The organism is Larsenimonas rhizosphaerae, assembly GCF_026240105.1.
Classification (GTDB): domain Bacteria; phylum Pseudomonadota; class Gammaproteobacteria; order Pseudomonadales; family Halomonadaceae; genus Larsenimonas; species Larsenimonas rhizosphaerae.
Window position 1 is genome coordinate 186,279 of the sequence record NZ_JAPIVE010000003.1, and the last position, 20,721, is coordinate 206,999.

Annotated in this window: 20 protein-coding genes; 4 read left to right on the top strand and 16 right to left on the bottom strand. The window is 62.0% G+C overall.

Annotated elements, in window-relative coordinates; all coding sequences use genetic code 11:
* Positions 1–7: 7 nt before the first annotated feature.
* From OQ287_RS10935 to OQ287_RS10945, 3 genes are all read right to left on the bottom strand, one after another.
* Entirely contained in the window at positions 8–1,282 is a 1,275-nt protein-coding gene (locus tag OQ287_RS10935) for an NAD(P)/FAD-dependent oxidoreductase (protein WP_250939322.1), read from the bottom strand.
* 197 nt (positions 1,283–1,479) lie between these two features.
* Positions 1,480–3,015: an AMP-binding protein gene (locus tag OQ287_RS10940; protein ID WP_250939321.1), complete on the bottom strand. Its 1,536-nt coding sequence runs from the start codon at positions 3,013–3,015 to the stop codon at positions 1,480–1,482.
* A gap of 52 nt (positions 3,016–3,067) precedes the next feature.
* Entirely contained in the window at positions 3,068–3,889 is an 822-nt protein-coding gene (locus OQ287_RS10945) for a p-hydroxycinnamoyl CoA hydratase/lyase (RefSeq protein ID WP_250939319.1), read from the bottom strand.
* Between the two features lie 142 nt (positions 3,890–4,031).
* Between OQ287_RS10945 and OQ287_RS10950 the strand changes: the two genes are divergently transcribed.
* On the top strand, positions 4,032–4,454 hold the full coding sequence (locus OQ287_RS10950) for a MarR family winged helix-turn-helix transcriptional regulator (protein ID WP_250939317.1): 423 nt from the start codon (positions 4,032–4,034) through the stop codon (positions 4,452–4,454).
* A 44-nt stretch (positions 4,455–4,498) separates the two neighbouring features.
* On the opposite strand, the gene OQ287_RS10955 is transcribed toward OQ287_RS10950, so the two are convergent.
* Positions 4,499–5,461 (bottom strand): PDR/VanB family oxidoreductase, encoded by a 963-nt coding sequence (locus OQ287_RS10955; RefSeq protein WP_250939315.1) that lies wholly within the window; start codon positions 5,459–5,461, stop codon positions 4,499–4,501.
* A 37-nt stretch (positions 5,462–5,498) separates the two neighbouring features.
* Positions 5,499–6,548 (bottom strand): aromatic ring-hydroxylating dioxygenase subunit alpha, encoded by a 1,050-nt coding sequence (locus tag OQ287_RS10960; protein ID WP_265896436.1) that lies wholly within the window; start codon positions 6,546–6,548, stop codon positions 5,499–5,501.
* A 153-nt stretch (positions 6,549–6,701) separates the two neighbouring features.
* On the opposite strand from OQ287_RS10960, the gene OQ287_RS10965 reads away from it, so the two are divergent.
* Together OQ287_RS10965 and OQ287_RS10970 are read left to right on the top strand one after the other, a co-directional pair.
* The gene (locus tag OQ287_RS10965) at positions 6,702–7,397 is read left to right on the top strand and encodes a GntR family transcriptional regulator (protein WP_250939310.1); all 696 of its coding nucleotides are present in this window, start codon (positions 6,702–6,704) and stop codon (positions 7,395–7,397) included.
* A 90-nt stretch (positions 7,398–7,487) separates the two neighbouring features.
* A complete protein-coding gene (locus tag OQ287_RS10970) occupies positions 7,488–8,645 on the top strand; it encodes a hypothetical protein (RefSeq protein ID WP_250939309.1) in 1,158 nt (385 codons plus the stop codon).
* A 68-nt stretch (positions 8,646–8,713) separates the two neighbouring features.
* On the opposite strand, the gene OQ287_RS10975 is transcribed toward OQ287_RS10970, so the two are convergent.
* Both OQ287_RS10975 and OQ287_RS10980 read right to left on the bottom strand, forming a co-directional pair.
* The gene (locus OQ287_RS10975) at positions 8,714–8,998 is read right to left on the bottom strand and encodes a hypothetical protein (protein WP_250939308.1); all 285 of its coding nucleotides are present in this window, start codon (positions 8,996–8,998) and stop codon (positions 8,714–8,716) included.
* A gap of 147 nt (positions 8,999–9,145) precedes the next feature.
* Positions 9,146–9,706, bottom strand: coding sequence for a TetR/AcrR family transcriptional regulator (locus OQ287_RS10980; protein WP_250939307.1), 561 nt, complete (start codon positions 9,704–9,706; stop codon positions 9,146–9,148).
* 95 nt (positions 9,707–9,801) lie between these two features.
* Here OQ287_RS10980 and OQ287_RS10985 point away from each other — a divergent pair, with 95 nt between their 5' ends.
* Positions 9,802–11,004 carry an MFS transporter gene (locus OQ287_RS10985; protein WP_265896438.1) on the top strand — a complete coding sequence of 401 codons (1,203 nt, stop codon included), beginning with the start codon at positions 9,802–9,804 and terminating at the stop codon, positions 11,002–11,004.
* On the opposite strand, the gene OQ287_RS10990 is transcribed toward OQ287_RS10985, so the two are convergent.
* From OQ287_RS10990 to OQ287_RS11030, 9 genes are read right to left on the bottom strand one after another with little or no spacing between them, the layout of a single operon-like run.
* Complete coding sequence (locus tag OQ287_RS10990) at positions 10,948–11,649, bottom strand: RraA family protein (RefSeq protein WP_265896440.1); 702 nt, start codon at positions 11,647–11,649, stop codon at positions 10,948–10,950. The two genes, OQ287_RS10985 and OQ287_RS10990, sit on opposite strands and share 57 nt — an antisense overlap.
* Entirely contained in the window at positions 11,639–12,415 is a 777-nt protein-coding gene (locus OQ287_RS10995; RefSeq protein ID WP_265896441.1) for an IucA/IucC family C-terminal-domain containing protein, read from the bottom strand. Before OQ287_RS10995 ends, OQ287_RS10990 begins: the two co-directional genes overlap by 11 nt.
* The gene (locus tag OQ287_RS11000; protein ID WP_265896442.1) at positions 12,412–13,203 is read right to left on the bottom strand and encodes an ABC transporter ATP-binding protein; all 792 of its coding nucleotides are present in this window, start codon (positions 13,201–13,203) and stop codon (positions 12,412–12,414) included. The genes OQ287_RS10995 and OQ287_RS11000 overlap by 4 nt, the downstream gene beginning before the upstream one ends.
* Positions 13,204–13,209: 6 nt before the next feature.
* Positions 13,210–14,238, bottom strand: coding sequence for a FecCD family ABC transporter permease (locus OQ287_RS11005; RefSeq protein WP_265896443.1), 1,029 nt, complete (start codon positions 14,236–14,238; stop codon positions 13,210–13,212).
* The gene (locus tag OQ287_RS11010) at positions 14,225–15,214 is read right to left on the bottom strand and encodes a FecCD family ABC transporter permease (protein ID WP_250939301.1); all 990 of its coding nucleotides are present in this window, start codon (positions 15,212–15,214) and stop codon (positions 14,225–14,227) included. The genes OQ287_RS11005 and OQ287_RS11010 overlap by 14 nt, the downstream gene beginning before the upstream one ends.
* On the bottom strand, positions 15,211–16,143 hold the full coding sequence (locus tag OQ287_RS11015; RefSeq protein ID WP_265896444.1) for an ABC transporter substrate-binding protein: 933 nt from the start codon (positions 16,141–16,143) through the stop codon (positions 15,211–15,213). Before OQ287_RS11015 ends, OQ287_RS11010 begins: the two co-directional genes overlap by 4 nt.
* A gap of 22 nt (positions 16,144–16,165) precedes the next feature.
* Positions 16,166–18,079 carry an IucA/IucC family protein gene (locus OQ287_RS11020; protein WP_265896446.1) on the bottom strand — a complete coding sequence of 638 codons (1,914 nt, stop codon included), beginning with the start codon at positions 18,077–18,079 and terminating at the stop codon, positions 16,166–16,168.
* Entirely contained in the window at positions 18,076–18,858 is a 783-nt protein-coding gene (locus OQ287_RS11025; protein ID WP_265896447.1) for an HpcH/HpaI aldolase family protein, read from the bottom strand. Before OQ287_RS11025 ends, OQ287_RS11020 begins: the two co-directional genes overlap by 4 nt.
* On the bottom strand, positions 18,848–20,710 hold the full coding sequence (locus OQ287_RS11030) for an IucA/IucC family protein (protein WP_265896448.1): 1,863 nt from the start codon (positions 20,708–20,710) through the stop codon (positions 18,848–18,850). Before OQ287_RS11030 ends, OQ287_RS11025 begins: the two co-directional genes overlap by 11 nt.
* Between the last annotated feature and the right edge of the window lie 11 nt (positions 20,711–20,721).

Consider the following 20,721-nt stretch of genomic DNA (forward strand, 5'->3'; position numbering starts at 1 on the left):
GCCGGATTCAGGGCATGTCGTGACGAAGCAATGGCTCCCCTTCCGGCTGCACCAGCCACTCGTGACCCTTCAGCATGCCATTCCAGTAAAGCCAGGGCAGCACGTGCACCTTGATATACCAGGCGCGGCGGCTGGCGCGTTTCCCGTTGACAAGCCAGGCAGGAAAGGCCGGTACCGGTTTTCGGTTGTAGTCGAATTCCGCCAGCATCGCACGGCCATGCTCCACCATCAGCGGGCAGGCGCCATAGCCGTGGTAGAAGGCGCTCAGCGGTCGTTCCTTCAAGCGGGACAGCACGTTTTCAGCCACTACCGGGGCCTGATGCCTGACGGCCGCCGCGGTTTTGGCATTGTCGGTATTGCAGATGTCACCGATGCCGAAGATGGTATCGAAAAAACGATGCTGCAGGGTTTCCGGCATCACATCCAGCCAGCCATGTGCGTCGGCAAGGCCCGAATCCTGAATCAGCCACGGAGGGCTGTGGGGAGGCACAACGTGCAGCATGTCGAAGGGCACATCATATTCCCGGTCCCCGGTACTGGTCTGCGTGCGAAACCATGCCCGTTGGCAGGGGCCATCCACGGCGACCAGGGCATCACTGAGGTGGTTATTGATATCGTAATGCTGAATATAACCTTCAAGGGCCGGCACAAATTCGCACACCCCGTAGAGCACTGACTGCCCGCTGTGAAAGTGCACATCAATGCCGCTTGATACCCCACGGGACAGCCAGTTGGAGCAGGCCATGTACATGGCTTTCTGAGGAGCGCCCGCGCACTTGATGGTGCTCGTTGGCTGGGTAAACAGGGCCCGCCCCTGATTCATGGAGGTGATCAGCGAGCAGGTATAGGCTGCAAGCCCGGGGCGATAGTTGGAGGTAACGCCATGATCGCCCAGTGTCTCTTCGAGGCCTTCGACCCCTTTCCAGTTCATCACCATGCCAACCGCCACCACCAGGCAGCGATAATGAAGCCGCATGCCACTGGCCAGAATCACCCACCCGCGTCGTGGTGCGACGCTGCGCGCCTTTTGCCGGTACCAGGTAACCTTCTTCGGCATGACATCTTCCATGGCGCGCTGGGTGCGCTCCACATCGATGATGCCGGCCCCCACCAGCGTCCAGCCCGGCTGATAGTAGTGGGTTTCAGACGGCTCGATAATTGCAATATCAAGGGAAGAACGACGCTTCAACAGGCTGGCGGCGACAGAAATCCCTCCTGCTCCGCCTCCTATGATGACAACATCGTAACGTCCGTGTTTCGCATCGGAGTTCAACGTTTCCATGACATCCCCTGCCCAGCCACCGTACGTGTCCGGAAACGCGTCGGTCGCTTTTATTTTTCGTGCAACCTGCCAGGGCGGCAGGATGCTGACAGCAGGCGCCTTCATCGTAAAGGCAGCCTGCCAGTATCAACAATGGCACATCAGGGGGGGAGGCGCGCTATAAGGCAGCTCTAGCGCTTTGGTCCAGGAAAGGCCTGTCAATCATCGTCGCGGGGGGTATCCTCCGCGTCATCCTCCTCGCGCAACTGGTAGCGAAGCAGTTTGCCGGAGGCGGTGCGGGGCAGACTTCGGGTAAAGGAAAATCGCGAAGGCACCTTGTAGCGTGCCAGATGTGCCTGACAGTGACTGCGCAGCGCCGGTTCGCTTTCCTGCATATCGACACCGGCATGAAGAATGATGTGAGCATGGCCTGTTTCACCCCAGCGCTCATCTGGCATCCCCACCACCGCCGCATCCTGAACCGACTCATGGGCCAGCAGCACCGCCTCGACCTCGGCCGGGAAGACATTCTCGCCACCGCTGATATACATTTCCTTGATGCGCCCGGACAGGGTAATGAAACCCTCTTCATTGCGGTAGCCGATATCCCCGGTGCGAAACCAGCCCTCTGGCGTAAAGGCCGCTGCCGTCACTTCCGGCTGCTTCCAGTACGCACGTGTGACCCCCGGGCCCCGCACCAGTATTTCACCGATCTCGCCATCCGGCAGCGCCTCTCCGCGGGTATCCACGATGGCCACCGACATCAGCGGCCCGGGCAGCCCGGCCGACCCGGCCTGCGTCCAGATCCGCTCCGGATCAAGCGGAACGTGCATGATGGTGCCGGTTTCCGTCATGCCCACACCATTGGACATCATGATGCCCCGGGTCAGCCACCAGCGAATATCCTCTGCCGGACAGGGCGCGCCGCCGGTGAATAGCCCTTTCAGCGTACGCCAGCGATCCGGCTCGAAATTATCCTGGCGACGCAGCTGGATGGCCATTTGCGGTACACAGAAGTAATGCGTCACGCCGAGCGCCGGATCACTCAACCAGTCATTGGTCCGGGCTGGATCAAACAGATGGGAAATGATCACCTGTCCACCGAACAGCATTGGCGAACGCAGGCAGGGAATCAGACCGATGACATGAAACATCGGGGCATCGCACAGGGACACACTGCTGCTGGAGGTCTCGCCCAGCACCGCAAAGTTCATGGCATTGGCGTAAATGTTGTTGCGGGTAATCTCGACGCCCTTGGGCCGCCCGGAGGTGCCGGAGGTATACACCAGCATCGCCAGCGTCTCCCCCGGCGGCATCGGCCTGTTCCGGGCCGGCGCGGCACGATCCATGGCCTCGCGCAGCACCTCCATGGGCCGTTCCGTCCAGCCTGCATCGGCGCCACATGCCAGGGGGCGGGCAATATCCGTAATGACCAGCCGAGGCGTACAGTCAGCCAGAATCTGTCCGATTTCGGCCGGCGACAGCCGATGATTCAGTGGTACACCTACCGCGGCCATGCGTTCCAGTGCCAGCAGCAGCGTCAGCAGATCGGCGCTGTTACGAGCCACAAAGGCCACACGGTCGCCGGCACGAATGCCATGGTCGTCAACCAGTACCGTCATCGCCTGTTGAATGCGGTTATCCCACTCTTTCCAGGACCAGTGCTGTCCGGTGGCCATATCCGTACAGGCTGGTTGTTGCGGACGACCCTGGCCGTGCATCCGGACCGGGTCGGACATCATGAACTCTGACATGCTACCTGCCTCACCGTGGCGGGAAGGAGCCGGGGACATCCCCGGCTGCGGGCTATTTCTGACGGGACTTGTCGTAGGCACCCAGTCCCGGCTTGTAGCTTTTCTCATCGATGAACTGACGAATGCCTTCCTTCCGCCCTTCACCATCAAAGAAATTGGCTGCTTCCTGCGCCCGCACCAGATAATCCTCGGCGTTGTCGTAGGTCATGTCAGCCACGCGGCGCACGGCATCCTTGGTCGCCTTGAGGGCCACCGGGTTCTTCTCGAGCAGCGTTGCGGCCACCTCGGCCACCCGGGTTTCCAGCTGATCAAGAGGCACACTTTCATTGACCAGCTTCCATTCGGCCGCCTTTTTGCCATCGATCAGTTCACCGGTCATGGCGTGGTACATGGCGTCACGCATCGACAGGAGATCCACCACCACCTTGGTCGCGCCCCCCCCGGGCAGGATGCCCCAGTTGATTTCGGACAGGGCAAACTGCGCCTCATCCGCGGCAAAGGCCAGATCACAGGAGAAAAGCGGCCCGTAACCGCCACCAAAACACCAGCCATTGACCATGGCGATGGTCGGTTTTTGATACCAGCGCAGCCGGCGCCACCACCCGTAGGATTCCCGCTGGGAGCGCCGTACCCCCTTGAGGCCCTCACGCTCCGTTTCACGAAAGTATTCCTTCAGATCCATTCCTGCCGTCCAGGCACTGCCCTCTCCGCCCAGTACCAGAACCCCTACGTCATCATTGAATTCAAGCTCATCCAGTACCTCCATCATTTCCCGGTTCAGGGCCGGGCTCATGGCGTTGCGCTTTTCAGGCCGGTTGAAGCGAACCCAGGCCACGCGGTCCTTGATGTCACAGGTTACAAGCTCGTTTTGCATCTTCATCTCCAGAGGGCATCGCCATTGCGGAATTAACTATTTCATATAGCTATTTATGCGACATTAAACACTGCACCGTCAATGCCAACGCGTTATTCTTTAGCCGCAGACAACAACTGAATGATCTCCCAAGGACACGACCATGCAGGGAACGACACTGAACAGCCTGATCGGCTACCATTTGCGGCGCACGAGTACCCTTGTCACGTCTCACCTGGTGGATACGCTCAAGCCGCTGGGGCTGCGCCCGGTGACCTTCAGCATTCTTTGCCTGCTACGCGAGGCGCCCGGACTGACCTCCAGCGACATTACCCGCCGGCTCGGGCTGAAAAGCGCCAATACCGCCACCCTCCTGGGCGAACTGGAAGCGCGGGGCTGGATCGAAAGAAGGGACGATGAGAAGGACCGGCGCGTCACGCACCTGCACCTGACCGACACCGCAGTGACAACCCTTGAGGAAGCACTCACGCTGGCGCGTGAGCACGAGGAAGACCGGTTCAGTGCCCTGGACAGCACCGAACGCCAGACCCTCAAGGCCCTGCTGGCCAGAGTCTGGCAGGAGTAGAACTTGCGGTATCGCCCCTCGGTCGCGTTGCCGAGGGCACCCTGTCAGAGATCAAGCACCAGTGTCGGCGTCAGCGAGCGTGAGCAGCAGGGCGTGAATTGATCGTTGGCGGCATGTTCCGCATCATCCATGTACAGATCCCGGTGGTCGGGCGTTCCCTCCAGTACTCGTGTCATGCAGGTACCACATACGCCCTGCTCACAGGACACCATGATCTCGATACCATTATCGCGAAGCACCTCATACACCGTTTTATCCGACGGTACGGTAAAGCGCGTACCGCTGCTGGCAACCTGAACCTCGAAACTCTCGCTATCGCCTGCAGAAGGTGCCGCTCCGGCAAAATACTCGGTATGCAACTGATCCGATGACCAGCCGGCGGCTCGGCAGGTCGACAGCACGTGATCAATGAATCCGGCCGGGCCACACACATACAGATGTGTGTCCGGATCAGGGGGCCCGGCCACCTCGCCAACCGACAGCTGCGTCCCCTCATCATCGATATACACGTGCGCCCTGTCGGCCCACGCGGCCTGGGTAATGTCCTCCAGAAAGGCCATGGCCTGTCGCGTGCGGCCGCAGTAGTGCAGTTCAAACTCCGCGTCCGAGCCGGCCAGACGTTCCGCCATGCACAGCAGTGGTGTAATGCCGATACCGCCGGCCATCAGCACCGTACGTCTGGCGGGTTCCAGTGGAAAATGGTTTTTGGGAGCACTGATCTGGATCAGGTCCCCCTCCTCCAGCGTATCGTGCATCCCGATGGATCCTCCACGCGACGATGGCTCACGCAGCACGGCAATGCGGTACTGGTCCCGGTCCGTGTCGGTATTGCACAGGGAATACTGGCGAATCAGCCCCTCTCCGACACGCACATCGATATGCGCGCCGGCACTGAAGGCCGGCAGGGGCCGGCCGTGTGGATCCGCCAGGATAAACCCGGCAACGGTTTCGGAAGCGCGCCACTTTCTTTCGACGCGCACAAACAGGGACAGTGACGTATCGTTCATGACAGATCTCCCGACGAATGCTGGTGGCCATGCTCCCTCATGCCGCGGGACCTTCGGCCGCTGCGGTTTCTTCCTTGATGAAGCGCTCGATCACACGACGCGCCTGAACGCCGCCACTGTCGATATTGAGCTTGAGCAGATTACGGTCAGGCCAGTGCAGCAGGTTGCGCTGCTGGGATTCGAGCATCTCCAGATCTTCGCTGAAGATCTTTCCCTGCCCTTCTCGAATGCGATCGGTCAGCGCCTGGTCGGTCGGATTGAAGTTACGGGCCATGCCCCAGAAGTACCAGTGTGATGTGTCGGTTTCCGGCGTGATGAAATCCACCACGATGCTGGACGCCTTGTACTCGGGCGGGGCGTCATACCCGCCGTGGCCGGCATGGGCCACACCGACCTCGATCAGCACATGGGTCGGCGGCGAAAAGCGACAGATCTGCCAGCGGTCCACCGGCACATCGGAGGCCAGATTGTTGCCTTCCAGCGCAGCCTGCCAGAACGGCGGCGCCATGATGCCTTCCATGGTGCGACGCGTAATGACTTCATCGCCGTTGACCACGGTTTCAGGAGCGGCCTCCTCGATTTCAGGCTGACCGATACTTGAGGCATGGACGTAGGTCTCATGGGTCAGATCCATCAGGTTGTCGATCATCAGTTCAGCGCCACACTGGATGTGATACATGCCTCCGCCATAGGCCCAGTCCGGATTGTCCGCCCACTCAAGGGTCGGGATCAGCGAAGCGTCTGCGGCGGCGCTGTCACCGGGCCAGACCCAGATAAACCCGTAACGCTCCTCGACCGGATAGGCCTTGATGGAGGGAAAGCCCCGAACCCGCTGCCCGGGCATGTCGCTGCACTGCCCATTACAGCCCATTTCCAGGCCGTGATAGCCACACACCAGTACGCCGTCACGGACAAATCCCAGCGACAGCGGCGCACCGCGGTGGGGGCAAAAATCTTCCACAGCAGCAACTTTGCCGCCTTCACCACGGAAGAAGACAATCCGTTCATTGCAGATGGTACGGCCCAGCGGGCCGGACTCGATATCATCGGGCAGACAGGCGACATACCATGCATTTCGGGGGAACATGGACATACTCCTCAGGGGTCGGTATCAGGTAGTTATTTTCTTATTGGATCCAAAGTACACGCCATAACCACTTTTGAAGGCAATATATGCTTTGGTTGGATCCATAATTGGCACATTGATTCTGTAAACGGCAACTCACTGAAAAGGAACGACATGAGCGACAACTCAAGCGTGGTGGCTCGACTGCGAAAATTGATCAGCGAGGGTCATTACCCCCCGGATGAACGAATTGCCGAGCTGCAGGTCGCCGAAGAACTGGGTGTATCGCGCACGCCGGTCAGACTGGCCTTTCGCACTCTGGAGCAGGAAGGATTGCTGGTACGCGTCAAAAGCCGCGGCTTCAAGGTACGTCACTTCACCGAGCAGGATATTGTGTGCGCGATTGAAGTGCGCAGCGTGCTGGAAGGGCTTGCCGCCCGGCGACTGGCCGAACAGGGTATCTCCCCCCAGGTACTGACGGCTCTGGAGCAGTGTCTGGATGACGGCCAGGCCGTTCTGGCCAATGGCCATCTGAATCATGATGACGTGGCCACCTGGGCCAGGGTCAACTCCCGCTTTCACGGGCTGATCGTGCGGGCAACCCAAAGTGATGTCATTGCCGATGCTTTGGCCCGCAACAATCACCTGCCGTTCGCCTCGTCGGATTCATTGCTGGTAGACAGCGACCACCTCGAACGGGAATACCAGAAACTGGTAGTGGCCCAGCAGCATCACGTACTGATCGTGCAGGCGCTGCGAGGCGGGGAAGGCAGCCGGGCCGAAATGCTGATGCGTGAACATGCCTATATCAATATTCGCTATGGTCGCCTGTTCGGGCTGGCGTATCCGCTGGCCGATGTATCACGCTGACAGCTGCCGAGGCATGGTTCACCCTTCGCGGCTCACGTATGATGCGCCGACTGCCCGTCGGGCGGCCTATCCTGTTTACATCGAGGGCTTATGTATAAATCGCTGTTGGCCGGCCTGGTGCTGGCGTGTTTCACCACTATCGCTCACGCCGATACCGACACGTTCTTTGATCGCGACAAGGCATTCAGCCAGCTCAAGGACGCAGTGGCATACTTTGACGAGATCGGCACCCTTCCAAGGGACAAGTGGTTTGCCCGTGACCAGGCCTCGGCCACCTCGGACATGAACAGGCTGATCGACGAAGCCATGGAGACCCTGGACGTGCCCACGCTGGTCGACATGCGCCGTCAGTACCGGGCGCTCGAAGACCACATTGCCGACGAGCGCACCCGCATTGCCGAGCTGAAGGAGAAACGGCTGACCGCGCCGGATACCGAGGTGTCGACGCTGACCCGCTATACCCCGACCGACATGCTCAAGACATTTACCGCCTCGACTCGCGGTGACTACGAGCTCTTGATCAAGGCGCGTCAGGACAATATCAGCGCCTGGCAACAGGATATGGACACCATCGAGCAGCAGATGGCTGAGGCCCTGAACAGCATTGGCGTCACCCTGTCCGCTGCCGAAGTCGATACCTGGCTCTCCTCCGCCGTGGGTGATGACGTGCTGTCGATGAGTGCGGTCTTTGCCAGCATCAAGGCCGTTACCGGCCAGCTGGCCCGGTTGACCGAAGACAGCGGAGAAGACCTTTCCTATGCCAGGCGCTATTACGGCATGGTCATGATCCTGCACAAGCTGGTAGTGAGAATGCAGCAGCAGTTCATCGATCATGTGGACCAGGACATTCTGCCGGTACTGACCGAGTTTGACCGCCAGGCCCAGGCCAATATTGCCCAGGCACGGACCCTGATTCAGCAGGGCGGCAACCGCTCAAGTCTTTCCGGCAACATCGAGGCCAACCAGCTGACCCGCCAGGCCATCGCCCTGTATACCCGTCTGGTGAGTCAGCAGCGTGACAGGGTGCGTCAGTCACTGGCACGAAGTCAGCAGGAGGCACAGGTGGCCGTCAATACCTACCGCACCGTCAACCTGAGCTCACAGGTATCCGGCCTGATTCGGGAAGGCCAGAAGACCTTCCTGGCCCTGTCCAACCTGCAGATTCCGGCCACCACCACCTTCAAGAATCAGCAGATCAAGGAAGAGTTCCGGAAACTGACGGAGCGATTGCGCGCAGCCGGACCATGACAGGCCCCCGACACGCAAAACGCCCCGGGCAGCTTCACTGCGCGGGGCGTGCGTATTGACACCATGGCTTACCAGTCGGCGCGATGGCCCACATCCGGCGTATCGGTGGTCATGGCGGGCAGGGACGTATCGAGCACACCGTGCGACAGGTAAGCCTGGGTTCTGGCCATGCTGATACTGGTACCGCGAATGTCATGAATGGGTGCATACCCCACTGACTCGAAGGCAGGCGCGGTGCGGGTGCTCAACGGCTCGCTGTGAATTCGACCGGCATGATCGGTAATGGCACTGGCATGTGCTGCCATCGGTAGTATGGAAAGGCTCAGGGCCGCGACAAGGTGGCGTACGTTCATTGGATACTCCAGTAATCAGGTGATGTATTTCTCTGGGCACCAATTTACATAGCATGCTAACAAAACCCCAATAGCAACTTAGCATGCTAACGATATAGTTCACCTATCGCATCCTCCACGAGGATCGAACCAGTCCGTGGCAGCGGCTCACATGCTCCCCAGGGCCCGCGCAATACAGCGCCTGAGCCATGACTCGGACACTGTATCGGGTGCGTAACTCAACCGATAGGTCAGGGGCCCCATGATCAGATCCAGCAGGGTGTCGATATCGCAGGAGACGATTTCTCCCCGGGCATGGGCACGGGCCAGAAACAGCGACACCTGATCACACTGCCACTGCCGGCAGCGGCCCTTGAGCGCTGCATCCGTACTGCCGAGCGCATCTGCCAGCACCTGCTGTCCCGGCAGGGACACCATGTCCTCCATGAACTCCCCTGCCCAGGCCAGCAGGTCCCCGGCCAGCGACCCCGTATCCTGCGGCTCTGCCTCGGGCTTCAAACGCTCGGCAGCCACGTGAGCCATCAATTCCTTGAGGCTGCCCCAGCGACGATAGACGGTGGACGGTGTAACGCCAGCGCGCTCGGCAATCAGGGGGATGGTCAGCTGATCGCGTTCGACTTCATCGGCCAGTTGCCTGACAGCGTCATGCACTGCCTGCTGGACCCGGGCGCTACGCCCACCGGGTCGCACTGCTGTAGTGGTGCGCATGCCGCCCCTCCTAACGCAAAATAATTGCTTTAAACCCGTAATGGCTTACACTGGCGGCATTCTAACGCAAAAAGTCAGCCTTAAGGACGTTCTCCATGACCGCTCCGAGTGCGACCCATTCATGGGATACGCCTGATCCTCGTCAGTTGATGTTCTATACCCTGGTACTGGTCGCATTCGTGGCCGCCTCCAGCGTCCCTACGCCCCTGTACCCGCTGTATCAGCATCAGTGGCACTTCTCGACAGCCATGCTCACGCTCGTCTTTGCCACTTATCTGTTTACCCTGCTGCTGACGCTTCTGGTAACCGGAGCCCTGTCGGACCACCTGGGGCGACGGCCGATCGTGCTGGGCGGGTTGATACTGGAGGTGGTGGCAATGGCCTGTTTCTGGGGGGCACAGGGGCTTGATACCCTGCTGCTGGCCCGCGCCCTGCAGGGCATTGCTACTGGTCTGGTGACCAGCGCCCTGGGAGCCGCCATCATCGAAAGTGATCATCTGCGCGGCCCGGTACTGGCCAGCGCCGGGCCATTGTTCGGCACCGGGCTGGGGGCATTGGGCTCCAGTATTCTGGCAGATACCGCCCCTTACCCGCTGCGGCTGGTATTTATCGTCATGATCGGTCTGTTTGCCTGGCAGATAGCGGGGCTTCGTCATCGGCGGGAATATGTAGTGCCACGCCCGGGAGCGCTGCGCTCGATGCGCCCCAGGGCGCATGTTCCTGTCGAGGTACGTGCAACCTTCCTCCGAGTGATTCCGGCCAATATTGCGTCCTGGACCCTGGGCGGGTTCAGTTTGTCTCTCGGCCCCCACCTCGTGCAGGTCATCACTGGCAACGATAGCGCCATGCTCGGCGGGCTAGTCATTTTCCTGCTGACCGCGACCGGCTCCCTGAGTGTATGGCGGCTGCGGGGGCTGCCGACCGACCGGATCCTTCGCGTCGCCAGCACCCTGCTGCCGACAGGTATGGTGATCGTACTGGCCAGTGTTTACCTGCACGCCACCTGGTTGCTGCTGGCCGGCATTACCGTGGCTGGCGTCGGTTTTGGTACGGGGTTCATGGGATCGATGCGCGCGGTCATGCCGCTGGCACCCCCGGAAGATCGGTCATCATTAATGGCCGCATTTTATGTGGCAAGTTATCTGTCAGCCAGCCTGCCCGCTCTGATCGCGGGGGTGGCCATTCAGTACGTGGGGTTCGAACCGGTGGTCTACGTGTATGGCAGCTGCGTCGTCATGCTGTCACTGATGGTGCTGATCAACGTCCTGCGCGGCCCCGACGTCGTCCTCACGCGCTAGATTGCCCGGCCGATCCGGCGCCCCGTCTTCGCCAAACCGACGCATCAGCTCCTGGCGGCGACGGGCATCCTCGGCTTCTCGGGCCTGAACGTCGGGAAGCAGCGACCGCGCCCGGCCCGGGGGCAAGGCAAAGACGCCATCCTCGTCACCGAAGATCAGATCCCCAGGTGCAATGCGCCGGCCCTGTAGTTCAAGCACCTGATTCAGACGGCCCCATGGGCGCTCGGAATGGATCGTCAAGGCACTGATGCCCTGATGAAATATCGGCAGGTCAAGCGTGCGCAACGCCGCCACGTCCGTCACCGAGCCGAAAATCACCACCCCGGCCAGCCCCTTCACAAGCCCGGCCAGGGTTCGCAATTCACCCCAGCAGGCCAGCCCCTGCGCCCGGTCATGATCCAGCACGACCAGCACATCACCGGCGCGGGCCATGATCAATGCCTCGCGCAGGATCCGGCTGTCCTGATTATTGACCTCCACGGTCAGGGCGTTGCCGCAGATTCGGGTGCGCCGTCCCAGTGGCCGAACCTCAGCCAGATAGCCGTCATGCGTAACGTGCCCCAGCGTAGACGCCGCCAGCACTTGCCAGGCTGCTCGCTCCGACAGGGAAAGCCCGTCGCTCCGCGGGGCAAGGTCATAGGCCATGTCGATCTCTCCGGGGCTTTAACAAAGGGCAGGCAGCACAGTATTCCGGCGGGCAGGTGGCCTTGAAATAAAGACAGCAGGTCTTGCGAAAACGCACCGAACCACCCGCCTCAAGCGGCGTTCGCTCACCAAGGAAATACGCCAGCGGGTTATAAGGCAGACCGAATACAGCCGGCGAGGCCGACAGGAGAAACTCGAAATCAGCGTCACGCCTTGCCTGCGCCCGAGCAGAGGGCAAGGTCTTCATTCGCCGCTCATAGAGGGAGTACACGCGAACGGCCGTGTTCTCCCACAGCATTCTCGGCGGCACGCCACTGACCTCGGTGAGCACCTGCCACAGCGGCTGCATTACTCCGGCAAAGAGCCGATGCACAAGCTGCTCACGGGCGGACGGCCGCGCCTGGTCGGGCCAGTCGTACAGCGCCGTATCGTGAAGCAGCAGGGAGGACACCCAGCACTGGCCATCATGAGAGAGATCCAGCAGGCAGTTGTCCCGCGACACATCGAGCCCGCGATCACAGGCCGACAACGCATAAAGGCCAGCCCCGGTCAGCAAAAATGCCCACCGCTTGGCCAGCAAGGAGGCCGTGATGCGTCGCCGGGGCGAGCCGATCACCGGCCCCAGCCAATCCAGCATCTCAGCGCAGTAGTCACGGTCAAGGAAGGCATCCACCGTACAGGTCTGAGGCCCGGCCTGCGTGGCAGGCATCAAGCGCAACGGACCGGTCAGAAACGCCGTATCAACCTCACCGTACAACACCGTCATGGCGGCGCATCCCTGCCAAAGGGAATACACAGGGGCGTATGGAAGAAAGGATCCTGGATGATCCGGCATGACAGCCCGAACACTTCCTTGACCTGCTCACGGGTGACGACCTCGGACGGCGTCCCCTGAATATGCACACGGCCACGGCATACCGCGACCATGTGGTCAGCGTAACGACAGGCCAGATTGAGATCATGCAGCACCATGACCACGGTCTTGCCCTCCTGCCGGTTAAGGTCACGTAACAGATCCAGCACCTCCATCTGATGAGTCAAATCCAGAAAGGAGGTCGGCTCGTCCAGCAGCATCAAGGGGGTATCCTGAGCAACCGCCATGGCGATCCAGGCGCGCTGGCGCTGCCCGCCGGACAGTGAGTCCACACCACGTTCGGCCATCTCCACCAGCCCGGTACGCGTCAGGGCACGCTCTACCTGCCGAGCGTCCTCACGGGACCACTGATTGATCCAGCTCTGATGAGGGTAGCGACCCAGGCTGACCAGCTGTCGTACGGTCATGCCCTCCGGCGCGACCGGATGCTGGGGAAGCAGCGACAACAACCGCGCCACCTCCCGGGTCGGGCGGGTCTGGATATCGACACCGTTCAGACACACCTCCCCGGACCAGGGCGACAACATGCGCGCCAGCGCCTTCAACAGTGTGCTCTTGCCGCAGCCGTTGCTGCCGACCAGCACGGATATCTGCCCTTCCGGCAAGACCACATCCAGTTCATCCAGAATACGCTGATGCTGGTAGCCAAGCGTCAGCGCACGAGCAGAGACGGTCGCCATAATGATCTAGCGCACCTCACGCAACAAAAGGCCCAGAAAAAACGGCGCGCCAATGGCGGCCACGAAAATCCCCGCCGGCAAGTCCAGCGGTAAAAACAGGGTGCGCCCCAGCAAATCGGCCAGCATGACCAGCGTGCTGCCGATCAATACTGCCAGTACCCCCTGGGAAAGCCCCGGTCGCCGGCAGACAAGCCGCGCCAGATGAGGCGCTACCAGCCCGACAAAGGCAAATGCCCCTCCCCAGGCAATGGCCACCCCGGCAAGCGTCGCCGCCAGGGCCAGCACCATGGCCCGGAGGCGCTGTACCCGCACCCCAAGTCCCGTTGCCAATGCGTCATTCAAAGGCGCCAACGGTACATGACGCATCAGCGGCACCAGCACCATCAGAAGCAGCGCGCAGCAGCCGGCCAGCGTGCGCACCGTGCTCCAGTGGGCACCATAGACACTACCGGTCAACCAGACATACGCCGACAGCGTCGTGGTCAGTGGACTGAGCACCAGTGCCAGCGTCGTCAGCGCGCCAAGCGTTGCAGAGGCCCCGATTCCCATCAGCACCAGCCGGATCGGCGTCACACCGCCCTGCCATGCCAGCCGATAAATACCCAGTGCCGTCGCAATGGCCCCGGCGACCGCCGCGACCGGCAACCACTGCATACCAGAACCTGCCCCCAGCAACGCCATATACCCGACGGCCGCGGCACTGGCCCCACTGGTTACGCCAATGATATCCGGCGAAGCCAGAGGATTACGCATCACTTGCTGCAGCAGCCAGCCGGACAGACCAAGCGCTCCCCCCACCAACGCCGCCAGCACGATGCGTGGCAGACGAAGCTCGGTGACAATCATGCCGGCCGGGGTGGACGGGGCTCCCCATGCCGCCCACAGCGCCGCAGGCGTTAATACCACCTTGCCAAGTGACAATGACACCAGCACCACTGACACCACGACCAGCAGCGCCAGACCAACACGGCCGCTGCCCTCACGGCACCACTGCCGTGAAAATCCCGGCGTTCGGGTCAGGTCACGCTCGGCCATGTCCACCTCCCTGCCGGCGTACCAGCGTAATAAACAGGGGGGCGCCGATCAGGGCAGTCATGACACCAATCGGTATTTCCCGCGGGAGTATCACGGTGCGCCCGATCACATCAGCCAGCAGGAGCAGCGTGGCCCCCATCAGAGCACACCCTGCCAGCCAGATACGATGGTCTACCGGCAGTAGCCGTCGGGCAATATGCGGCACGATCAACCCCACAAAGGCAATATTGCCGGCCATCGCCACCGAGGAACCGGCCAGCAGGATCACCAGCACCACCATCAACAGCTGCAGCCGCGCCACACCAACGCCGACGCCACGAGCAATCGCCTCGCCCGCGGCCAGCACATTCATGCTTCGTGCCAGAGGCCGGCAGGCAAACAGTGCAACCAGCGCCACCCCCATCAACGGGGTAACCTCCGCCAGCGGACGCCCGGCCACTGACCCTGCCAGCCAGAACAGGACGGTATCCAGGCCTTGCTGATCGATCACCAGCATGGCCTGGCTGAACGAGGTAAACAGCGCCGTGATGGCAGCACCGGCCAGCACCAGCTTGAGCGGCCCCCCGGATGCCTGTCCACGCATGGCCACGGCCCATACCAACAGGGCCGCCAGGGCCGCCCCGGCAAAGGCCCCGCCATACCACAGGGAAACGCCCGCGCCAGGCCAGAGGGATACCAGCATCACCATCACGAACAGAGCTCCGGCATTGACCCCCAACAGCCCAGGCGAAGCCAGTGGATTGCGGGTCAGGGTCTGCATGACGCCGCCGGCCACGGCCAGACAGGCCCCGGCGACCAGCGCCACCAGTGTTCTCGGCACACGGGTGGTGCGTATTACCAGCCCCTGCACATCGGTAGGCGACGCCGACAACAGCGCGTGCCCGACAGTAGACGGCCCGTACCAGACCGCTCCCGCCATCAGGCTAAGCCACAGACTCGCCAGCAACAGAACCAGCATCATGACAAGACGCGTCATGACTGCACCTCACGCCGGTCAAGCCAGTGCTCGATGTCATCAAGCATGGCAAACACCCCCAGCATGCCACCGGACAGGCTCCATGCGACTGTATCCACCGGCACCACCTGACCATGGCACGGCGCCGCGAGGCGTTGCCACAGAGGGTGATGAATCAACCGTTCATAATGAGCTGTCACGGCCGGCGAATTGCTGTGGCGCATTACGAAAAAAAGTGACGCATCAATGGCCGACACACTTTCAACACCGCCCAGCTTGAGCATCACACCACTCGCCTGACGGGCGGTTGCGTTCCATCGAAACCCCAGCGCCGATAACACCTCGCCGCCAAAACTGGCCGGGAGGTAGCTGCGGATCTGATCAGCACGTACATCAATCAGTGATACGGTCATCGGCCAGTGCGGCGCCAGGGTCACGGCAAGGCGTGCCCTGAGCGCCACGATACGCGCCGCGTACTGGCTTTCCAGCCAGTCGGCGGCAGGCCTTTTCCCCAGGGCACGGGCCATGCTCGCCAGCGTGTCATGAAAGCGATAGACATCCTCCAGCATGATCACCGGCGCGATCCGGGTCAGCAGCGGCGCAATTTTTTCATGGCGAAACCGGGAGGCCACAATCAGGTCGGGTTGAAGCATGACAATATCTTCAAGGCTGGGCTGGGTTTCCAGCCCGACCAGCGTGGCATCACACAGTGCAGCGCGAAGGTAGGGATACACCGGTGGGTCCTGCCATGACTCGACCACCCCGACCGGCATGACACCCAGCGCCACGGCAGTATCCGTGGCGCCCTGAAACAGCGTCACCAGCCGTGGGCGCGCCCCGGCCGCCGCCAGCACGGCCTGAGGCGCTACCGCCCAGATGCAGGCCATGCCCAGCAGAGCACGCCGGGACACGCCACTGCGCCGGGTCATCCCCGATACCGCCTGCTGCATTTATCCTCCAGTGTCAGGCGCATCACGCGATGCGCTGTAACGGATTAACGGCCCTGCCGGTGCCAAACGGCATGCTGCCCGGCCCGCCGGCACGCACCATGATCGGCCCGACCAGATGCTTGAACGGCCAGTACGGCGCGTCGAACAACTGCTTGATCAACAGCGCACGCACCGGCGCGGTAAAGGGAATATCGTGTATCTGCCGGCGTAACTGCCTGGCCACTTCCTGCCAGAGCGCGGACACAGGCATCTCGAAATGAGACGCAATAGTATCAACAACAGCCCGCACATTGACTTGAATGGCCAGGGTTTGCAACCAGAACAACAGGCCCGCCAGGTCATCGTGGTAAAGCGTATTCGAGTGCCTCGGCTTGATGCGGTACTCAGGATCGGCAAGGCCCGCGGCCTCCAGGGCCGGGACAGCAATCCGCAGGGAATCATGATCACGCAGCACCATGCCGGTGACCCGCCCCTCGCGCCATACCAGCACCGCATTTTGCCCATGCACTTCCGGCAGCATGCCCAGCCGAAACAGGCGCAGGGTGAGTTCGAAGAACACGCCGATCAGCTCACCTGTCAGCTGCACCACGTTCTCTTTACAAGGCTCAAGCCGGCGCCAGGCCAGCCAGTCATCCAGAAAGTGATGGCCGCCCTCCGGCAAGGGCGTGCCCAGTGCGGCCATCGGTAACAGGCGGCACGCCGGATCACGGGCCAGTGCCTCGGGGTAACTTCTGACCATGGCGGATAAATGCCGTGGCGCTTCATCAAAAAGCGAGGCACCCTCGGGCATGAAGGCCCACCATCGCCCCTCCTCGCACAGGTGAAGTGCCTCCGCCAGCCGGGCATCGCGTGCCTGGGCCTGATGCAACAGGGAGGCGCTCAGATCGCCGTTCATCATCTTGACCGCCGGCAGGTAGCGCGACGCCCCCAGTGAGTTAACCGCCATGGGCAGCTTGACGCTGTGTCGACTGTCTCGTCCGGGCAGCAGTGACCTGAGTGACGAGCTGGCCTTCCAGTCCGTCGAGGTAACCGCAAGCGTCAGGCAGTCACCGCAGGCGAAAGCCTCGGCAAGCCAGTGAGGCAAGGCGTGCCGCTGCTGCCAGGGATGTACAGGCAGCGCCATGTGGCTTTCCTCAACGCCCAGGCGGTGAAGCTCGGCCGCCAGCGCGACCTGTTCGGCGGCGGTCATCAACCACGTGGCCGGGGCATCGCCAGCGGCCACCTCCGCGCCGGTCATCAGCGCACTGCGCCTGACAGCCACCCAGGCAAGAGTCACCGGCTGGTCAAACTCGGCCACCCAGGCGACATACTCCTCCGCCGAGAGCCCCTCCTTGGCCTTGGCCGTCGGATGATAAGGTCGGTCCAGCAGCGAGGCCCATTGCTCCATGACGGTAAAGAATGCCCACGCCGGCTTGTCGAGCAGGCCCTGATGATCAATACAGTGCGCCTGCGAGCGGGCCAGTTGCCAGGTACTGGTGGCCAGCGCATTTAAAAACACGGCCTCCCCCGCCGTGGGGTCAGGGTCGTCTGGATGAAGGCCCACACACACCTGGCGCATGAACTCATCCGGAGCAAGGGACGCACCCTCCACTGACACCGCGCCATGGGCAGGCACACACCAGACACCGCTGCCATCGGCCAGCTCCCAGGCCTGGGTAATCCCCGGTTGCAGCACCATGAACAGCGTTACCTCGGGCGTAGTCGCTATTGTCCAGCGCCAAAGCCGTCGCGCCGGGTCTGCGCTCAAGAGGGACATCGCCGAGTGACCGGCAAGCCACAAGGAGGCCTCATCGGCGTCTGACCAGATCACCGGTAGATGGCTGAACATCTCCTCGACCAGCAGTGCATCCACCAGACTGCGAAGCACATGGCGTCGGGCTGCCTCGGCATGAAGGTCATCCGTCGTCGGGGCATCGTACGTGGAAAATGCAGTCATGAGCGGGCTCCTGTATCGGTATGTGCCTGTTCAAGGGCGCGGCGCAGTGCGCGAAAGGCAATACCGCGCTCATCGCCGAGCATGAAGGTCGTGACGCCACGCGCACGCCAGTAGGCACCGGCATCCTCGTGGCGCAGAAAGGCGGCGTAGGGTACGCCGCTGTCGAGACAGGTCCGGGCAGTATGTTCCAGCGCCGCCAGCACACGAGGATGGCCGGTATCCCAGCTGATACCCAGCGACTGGGACAGATCAGCCGCGCCTTCCAGCACCAGATCCAGCCCCGGGGTCTCGGCAATATCCCGGGCGGCCGCCACCCCCGCCACGGTTTCAATCATGGCCACCACCATGATGTGGCGATTGGCATGCGCCACGTACGTCGACAGGGCATCCCGCCCGAAGGCCCCCGGGCGCCCGGCATTCAGACTGCGGTTGCCTTCCGGGGCGTAACGGCAGGCCTGAACCGCCTGGCGCACCGTTTCCGGCGATTCAACCTGAGGGATGACAATGCCCTGCGCCCCGCCATCCAGCAGCCGCAGCATGCGCTTGGGGTCGGCATCCGGCACACGCACCAGCGGCGTCATGCGATAACGCTCCGCCGTGCGGATCATGTGCTCAATGGTTTCGGGGTTAATCAGCACGTGTTCGGTATCAATCACCACAAAATCAAAGCCGGCGTCGCCAATCAGCTCGATGGACGCGGCCGTGGGCAACGACGCCAGCACGCCAAATACGCTACGGCCGGCCTTGAGGGCCTGCCTGAGACGGTTCTCACTCAGCATTGCGCTGCTCCCCGGGCCGGAACGCCGTCAGTGGATTGGGTACGTGCCGGATACGGGGTTCGTCATCGCCAAACAACCGGCGACAGGTCAGCGCCTCCACGTCATACCCGGCATTGAACACGTCAAAGCGTTCGAATCGCTCACGGTGCTGCGGGTGCGCCTGCTGATACGCCATGATGACCCCGGCCGTCATCTGCCAGAACCGGGGCTCGTCCAGGCCGTAATGCCGCTGCAGGAAAATGGCCATATCGGCCAGCGCGATGAAGAAAAAGGCATCGCAGGAGTAGTCTCGAACCGCGGCCGGGTCATCGGTAATCAGGAAGGAATTGCGGTTCAGTGCGGCGTGGCGGGCAGGCACCGGCTCAAGCTCAGGAATCTGCTGCGGATGAGCCAGATGGGCCGGACTGAAGCGTACCCCATCATGGAAGTCCTTCAGGGCCGCCCGCACCGGCCAGCCATCCCGGTGCACGATAACGATGTTCTGCCCATGGGATTCAAGCCCGATGCCTTCGGCAAACAGCAGGTGCAGCACCGGCGCTGCTGCTGCCTCGATCAATGCCCGGGTCCAGGCCATGAGGCCATACTGCGCGATCCAGGGATCAATGAAAGGTGCCGCCGGTATCCCGTCCGGAGAACGGCCACACTGACTCAGCCCATTGAACGGCACCGCCTGCTCCCCCGACCGCAGGTGCGTGGCGATATTGTCTCGCCAGATCGCGCCAAGCGCTCCGTAAACCGTGTCATGACGCAGGGTGCTGACCCTGCGCTCATCCAGGCTGACCCCGGCGACTTCCCCCAGCAAAATAAAATCCATCGCGCGGGCGGCCTCATCCTGCGCAACCAGCGTCTGAAGCCAGGCGGTAATCCGGGGCGCATTGGTGACGGTATGCCGCGCCAGCAATCGGGTGCTGGAGGTGTTGGTCAGGCTCATGGCCAGTTTAAGGCAGGGCTCGGTGGGCGTGGTCGGCGATAGCGTGCGGATCGATTGCTGGGGCACAAACCAGCTGGCACCGGCGCCCAGGCAGGCGACTTCATCACGGGCCAGTTCCGGGTACAGGGCACGCAGGCCCTGTTCCCGCCACTGCCAGGGATGTACCGGCAGCAGAACCACCTCATCACGGCGCAGGCCACGGCGATCACAAAAGGCGTCGCGCTCTGCCATCACGGCAGTCCCGGCCTGTCCGGCCATCAGGGCATCCAGATCCACTTCATCGGTATGGCCGACCACGGCGCGCGAGGCCGGTATCGCCAGCCAGACCACCTGCAGCGGCTGGCCAAACTCCGGCCCGAAACGCGCGTTGTCCTGCAGCGTGAACCCGATGCGAGACTTGTAGCAGGGATGATAACTGTGCGCGTCCGTAAAGTACTGCTCCAGCGCATCGGCACCAAGCGCCGTGGGTGGCCCTACCGGTGGCGTATAAGCCGCCGCCGACTGCAGGTCATGAAGCAGCGTCTGCTCAAGCTCTCGTACAAACCCCGGCTGGGCGGCCAGTGCCCCGGTCAGTGCATCCACCTCGCTCAGTAATGTCGGCAGTGTGAGCGCCACCGCCGGCTCCGCCGGAGACTCGACCCTGAGGCTGTCGGCTTCCAGTCGAATCAGCGAAAAGCTCTGGCACACCCGGCCCAGAGCCGTGAGTACTCGCCCCCCGGCAAGCGCCACCTCAAAGTGATGCGCGCCCGCCCTTTCGGTCACGTCATAGGCAAGCACCTGTTCATACAACAGGGTTTGCAGCAGCTGAGCCACCACGCGGCGCTCTATACGCGCTGCGTGACGCCAGTGCGCCGTCTGATCCAGAAAGGGCGTATCCGACGTTGACACATCGGGTAAAACCGCCTGATCCATACACATCATGGGAAATATTC

Coding starts and splice junctions, on each gene's coding strand:
- OQ287_RS10935 (WP_250939322.1), bottom strand. CDS start 1,282: ATGGAAACGTTGAACTCCGATGCGAAACACGGACGTTACGATGTTGTC.
- OQ287_RS10940 (WP_250939321.1), bottom strand. CDS start 3,015: ATGTCAGAGTTCATGATGTCCGACCCGGTCCGGATGCACGGCCAGGGT.
- OQ287_RS10945 (WP_250939319.1), bottom strand. CDS start 3,889: ATGCAAAACGAGCTTGTAACCTGTGACATCAAGGACCGCGTGGCCTGG.
- OQ287_RS10950 (WP_250939317.1), top strand. CDS start 4,032: ATGCAGGGAACGACACTGAACAGCCTGATCGGCTACCATTTGCGGCGC.
- OQ287_RS10955 (WP_250939315.1), bottom strand. CDS start 5,461: ATGAACGATACGTCACTGTCCCTGTTTGTGCGCGTCGAAAGAAAGTGG.
- OQ287_RS10960 (WP_265896436.1), bottom strand. CDS start 6,548: ATGTTCCCCCGAAATGCATGGTATGTCGCCTGTCTGCCCGATGATATC.
- OQ287_RS10965 (WP_250939310.1), top strand. CDS start 6,702: ATGAGCGACAACTCAAGCGTGGTGGCTCGACTGCGAAAATTGATCAGC.
- OQ287_RS10970 (WP_250939309.1), top strand. CDS start 7,488: ATGTATAAATCGCTGTTGGCCGGCCTGGTGCTGGCGTGTTTCACCACT.
- OQ287_RS10975 (WP_250939308.1), bottom strand. CDS start 8,998: ATGAACGTACGCCACCTTGTCGCGGCCCTGAGCCTTTCCATACTACCG.
- OQ287_RS10980 (WP_250939307.1), bottom strand. CDS start 9,706: ATGCGCACCACTACAGCAGTGCGACCCGGTGGGCGTAGCGCCCGGGTC.
- OQ287_RS10985 (WP_265896438.1), top strand. CDS start 9,802: ATGACCGCTCCGAGTGCGACCCATTCATGGGATACGCCTGATCCTCGT.
- OQ287_RS10990 (WP_265896440.1), bottom strand. CDS start 11,649: ATGGCCTATGACCTTGCCCCGCGGAGCGACGGGCTTTCCCTGTCGGAG.
- OQ287_RS10995 (WP_265896441.1), bottom strand. CDS start 12,415: ATGACGGTGTTGTACGGTGAGGTTGATACGGCGTTTCTGACCGGTCCG.
- OQ287_RS11000 (WP_265896442.1), bottom strand. CDS start 13,203: ATGGCGACCGTCTCTGCTCGTGCGCTGACGCTTGGCTACCAGCATCAG.
- OQ287_RS11005 (WP_265896443.1), bottom strand. CDS start 14,238: ATGGCCGAGCGTGACCTGACCCGAACGCCGGGATTTTCACGGCAGTGG.
- OQ287_RS11010 (WP_250939301.1), bottom strand. CDS start 15,214: ATGACGCGTCTTGTCATGATGCTGGTTCTGTTGCTGGCGAGTCTGTGG.
- OQ287_RS11015 (WP_265896444.1), bottom strand. CDS start 16,143: ATGCAGCAGGCGGTATCGGGGATGACCCGGCGCAGTGGCGTGTCCCGG.
- OQ287_RS11020 (WP_265896446.1), bottom strand. CDS start 18,079: ATGACTGCATTTTCCACGTACGATGCCCCGACGACGGATGACCTTCAT.
- OQ287_RS11025 (WP_265896447.1), bottom strand. CDS start 18,858: ATGCTGAGTGAGAACCGTCTCAGGCAGGCCCTCAAGGCCGGCCGTAGC.
- OQ287_RS11030 (WP_265896448.1), bottom strand. CDS start 20,710: ATGATGTGTATGGATCAGGCGGTTTTACCCGATGTGTCAACGTCGGAT.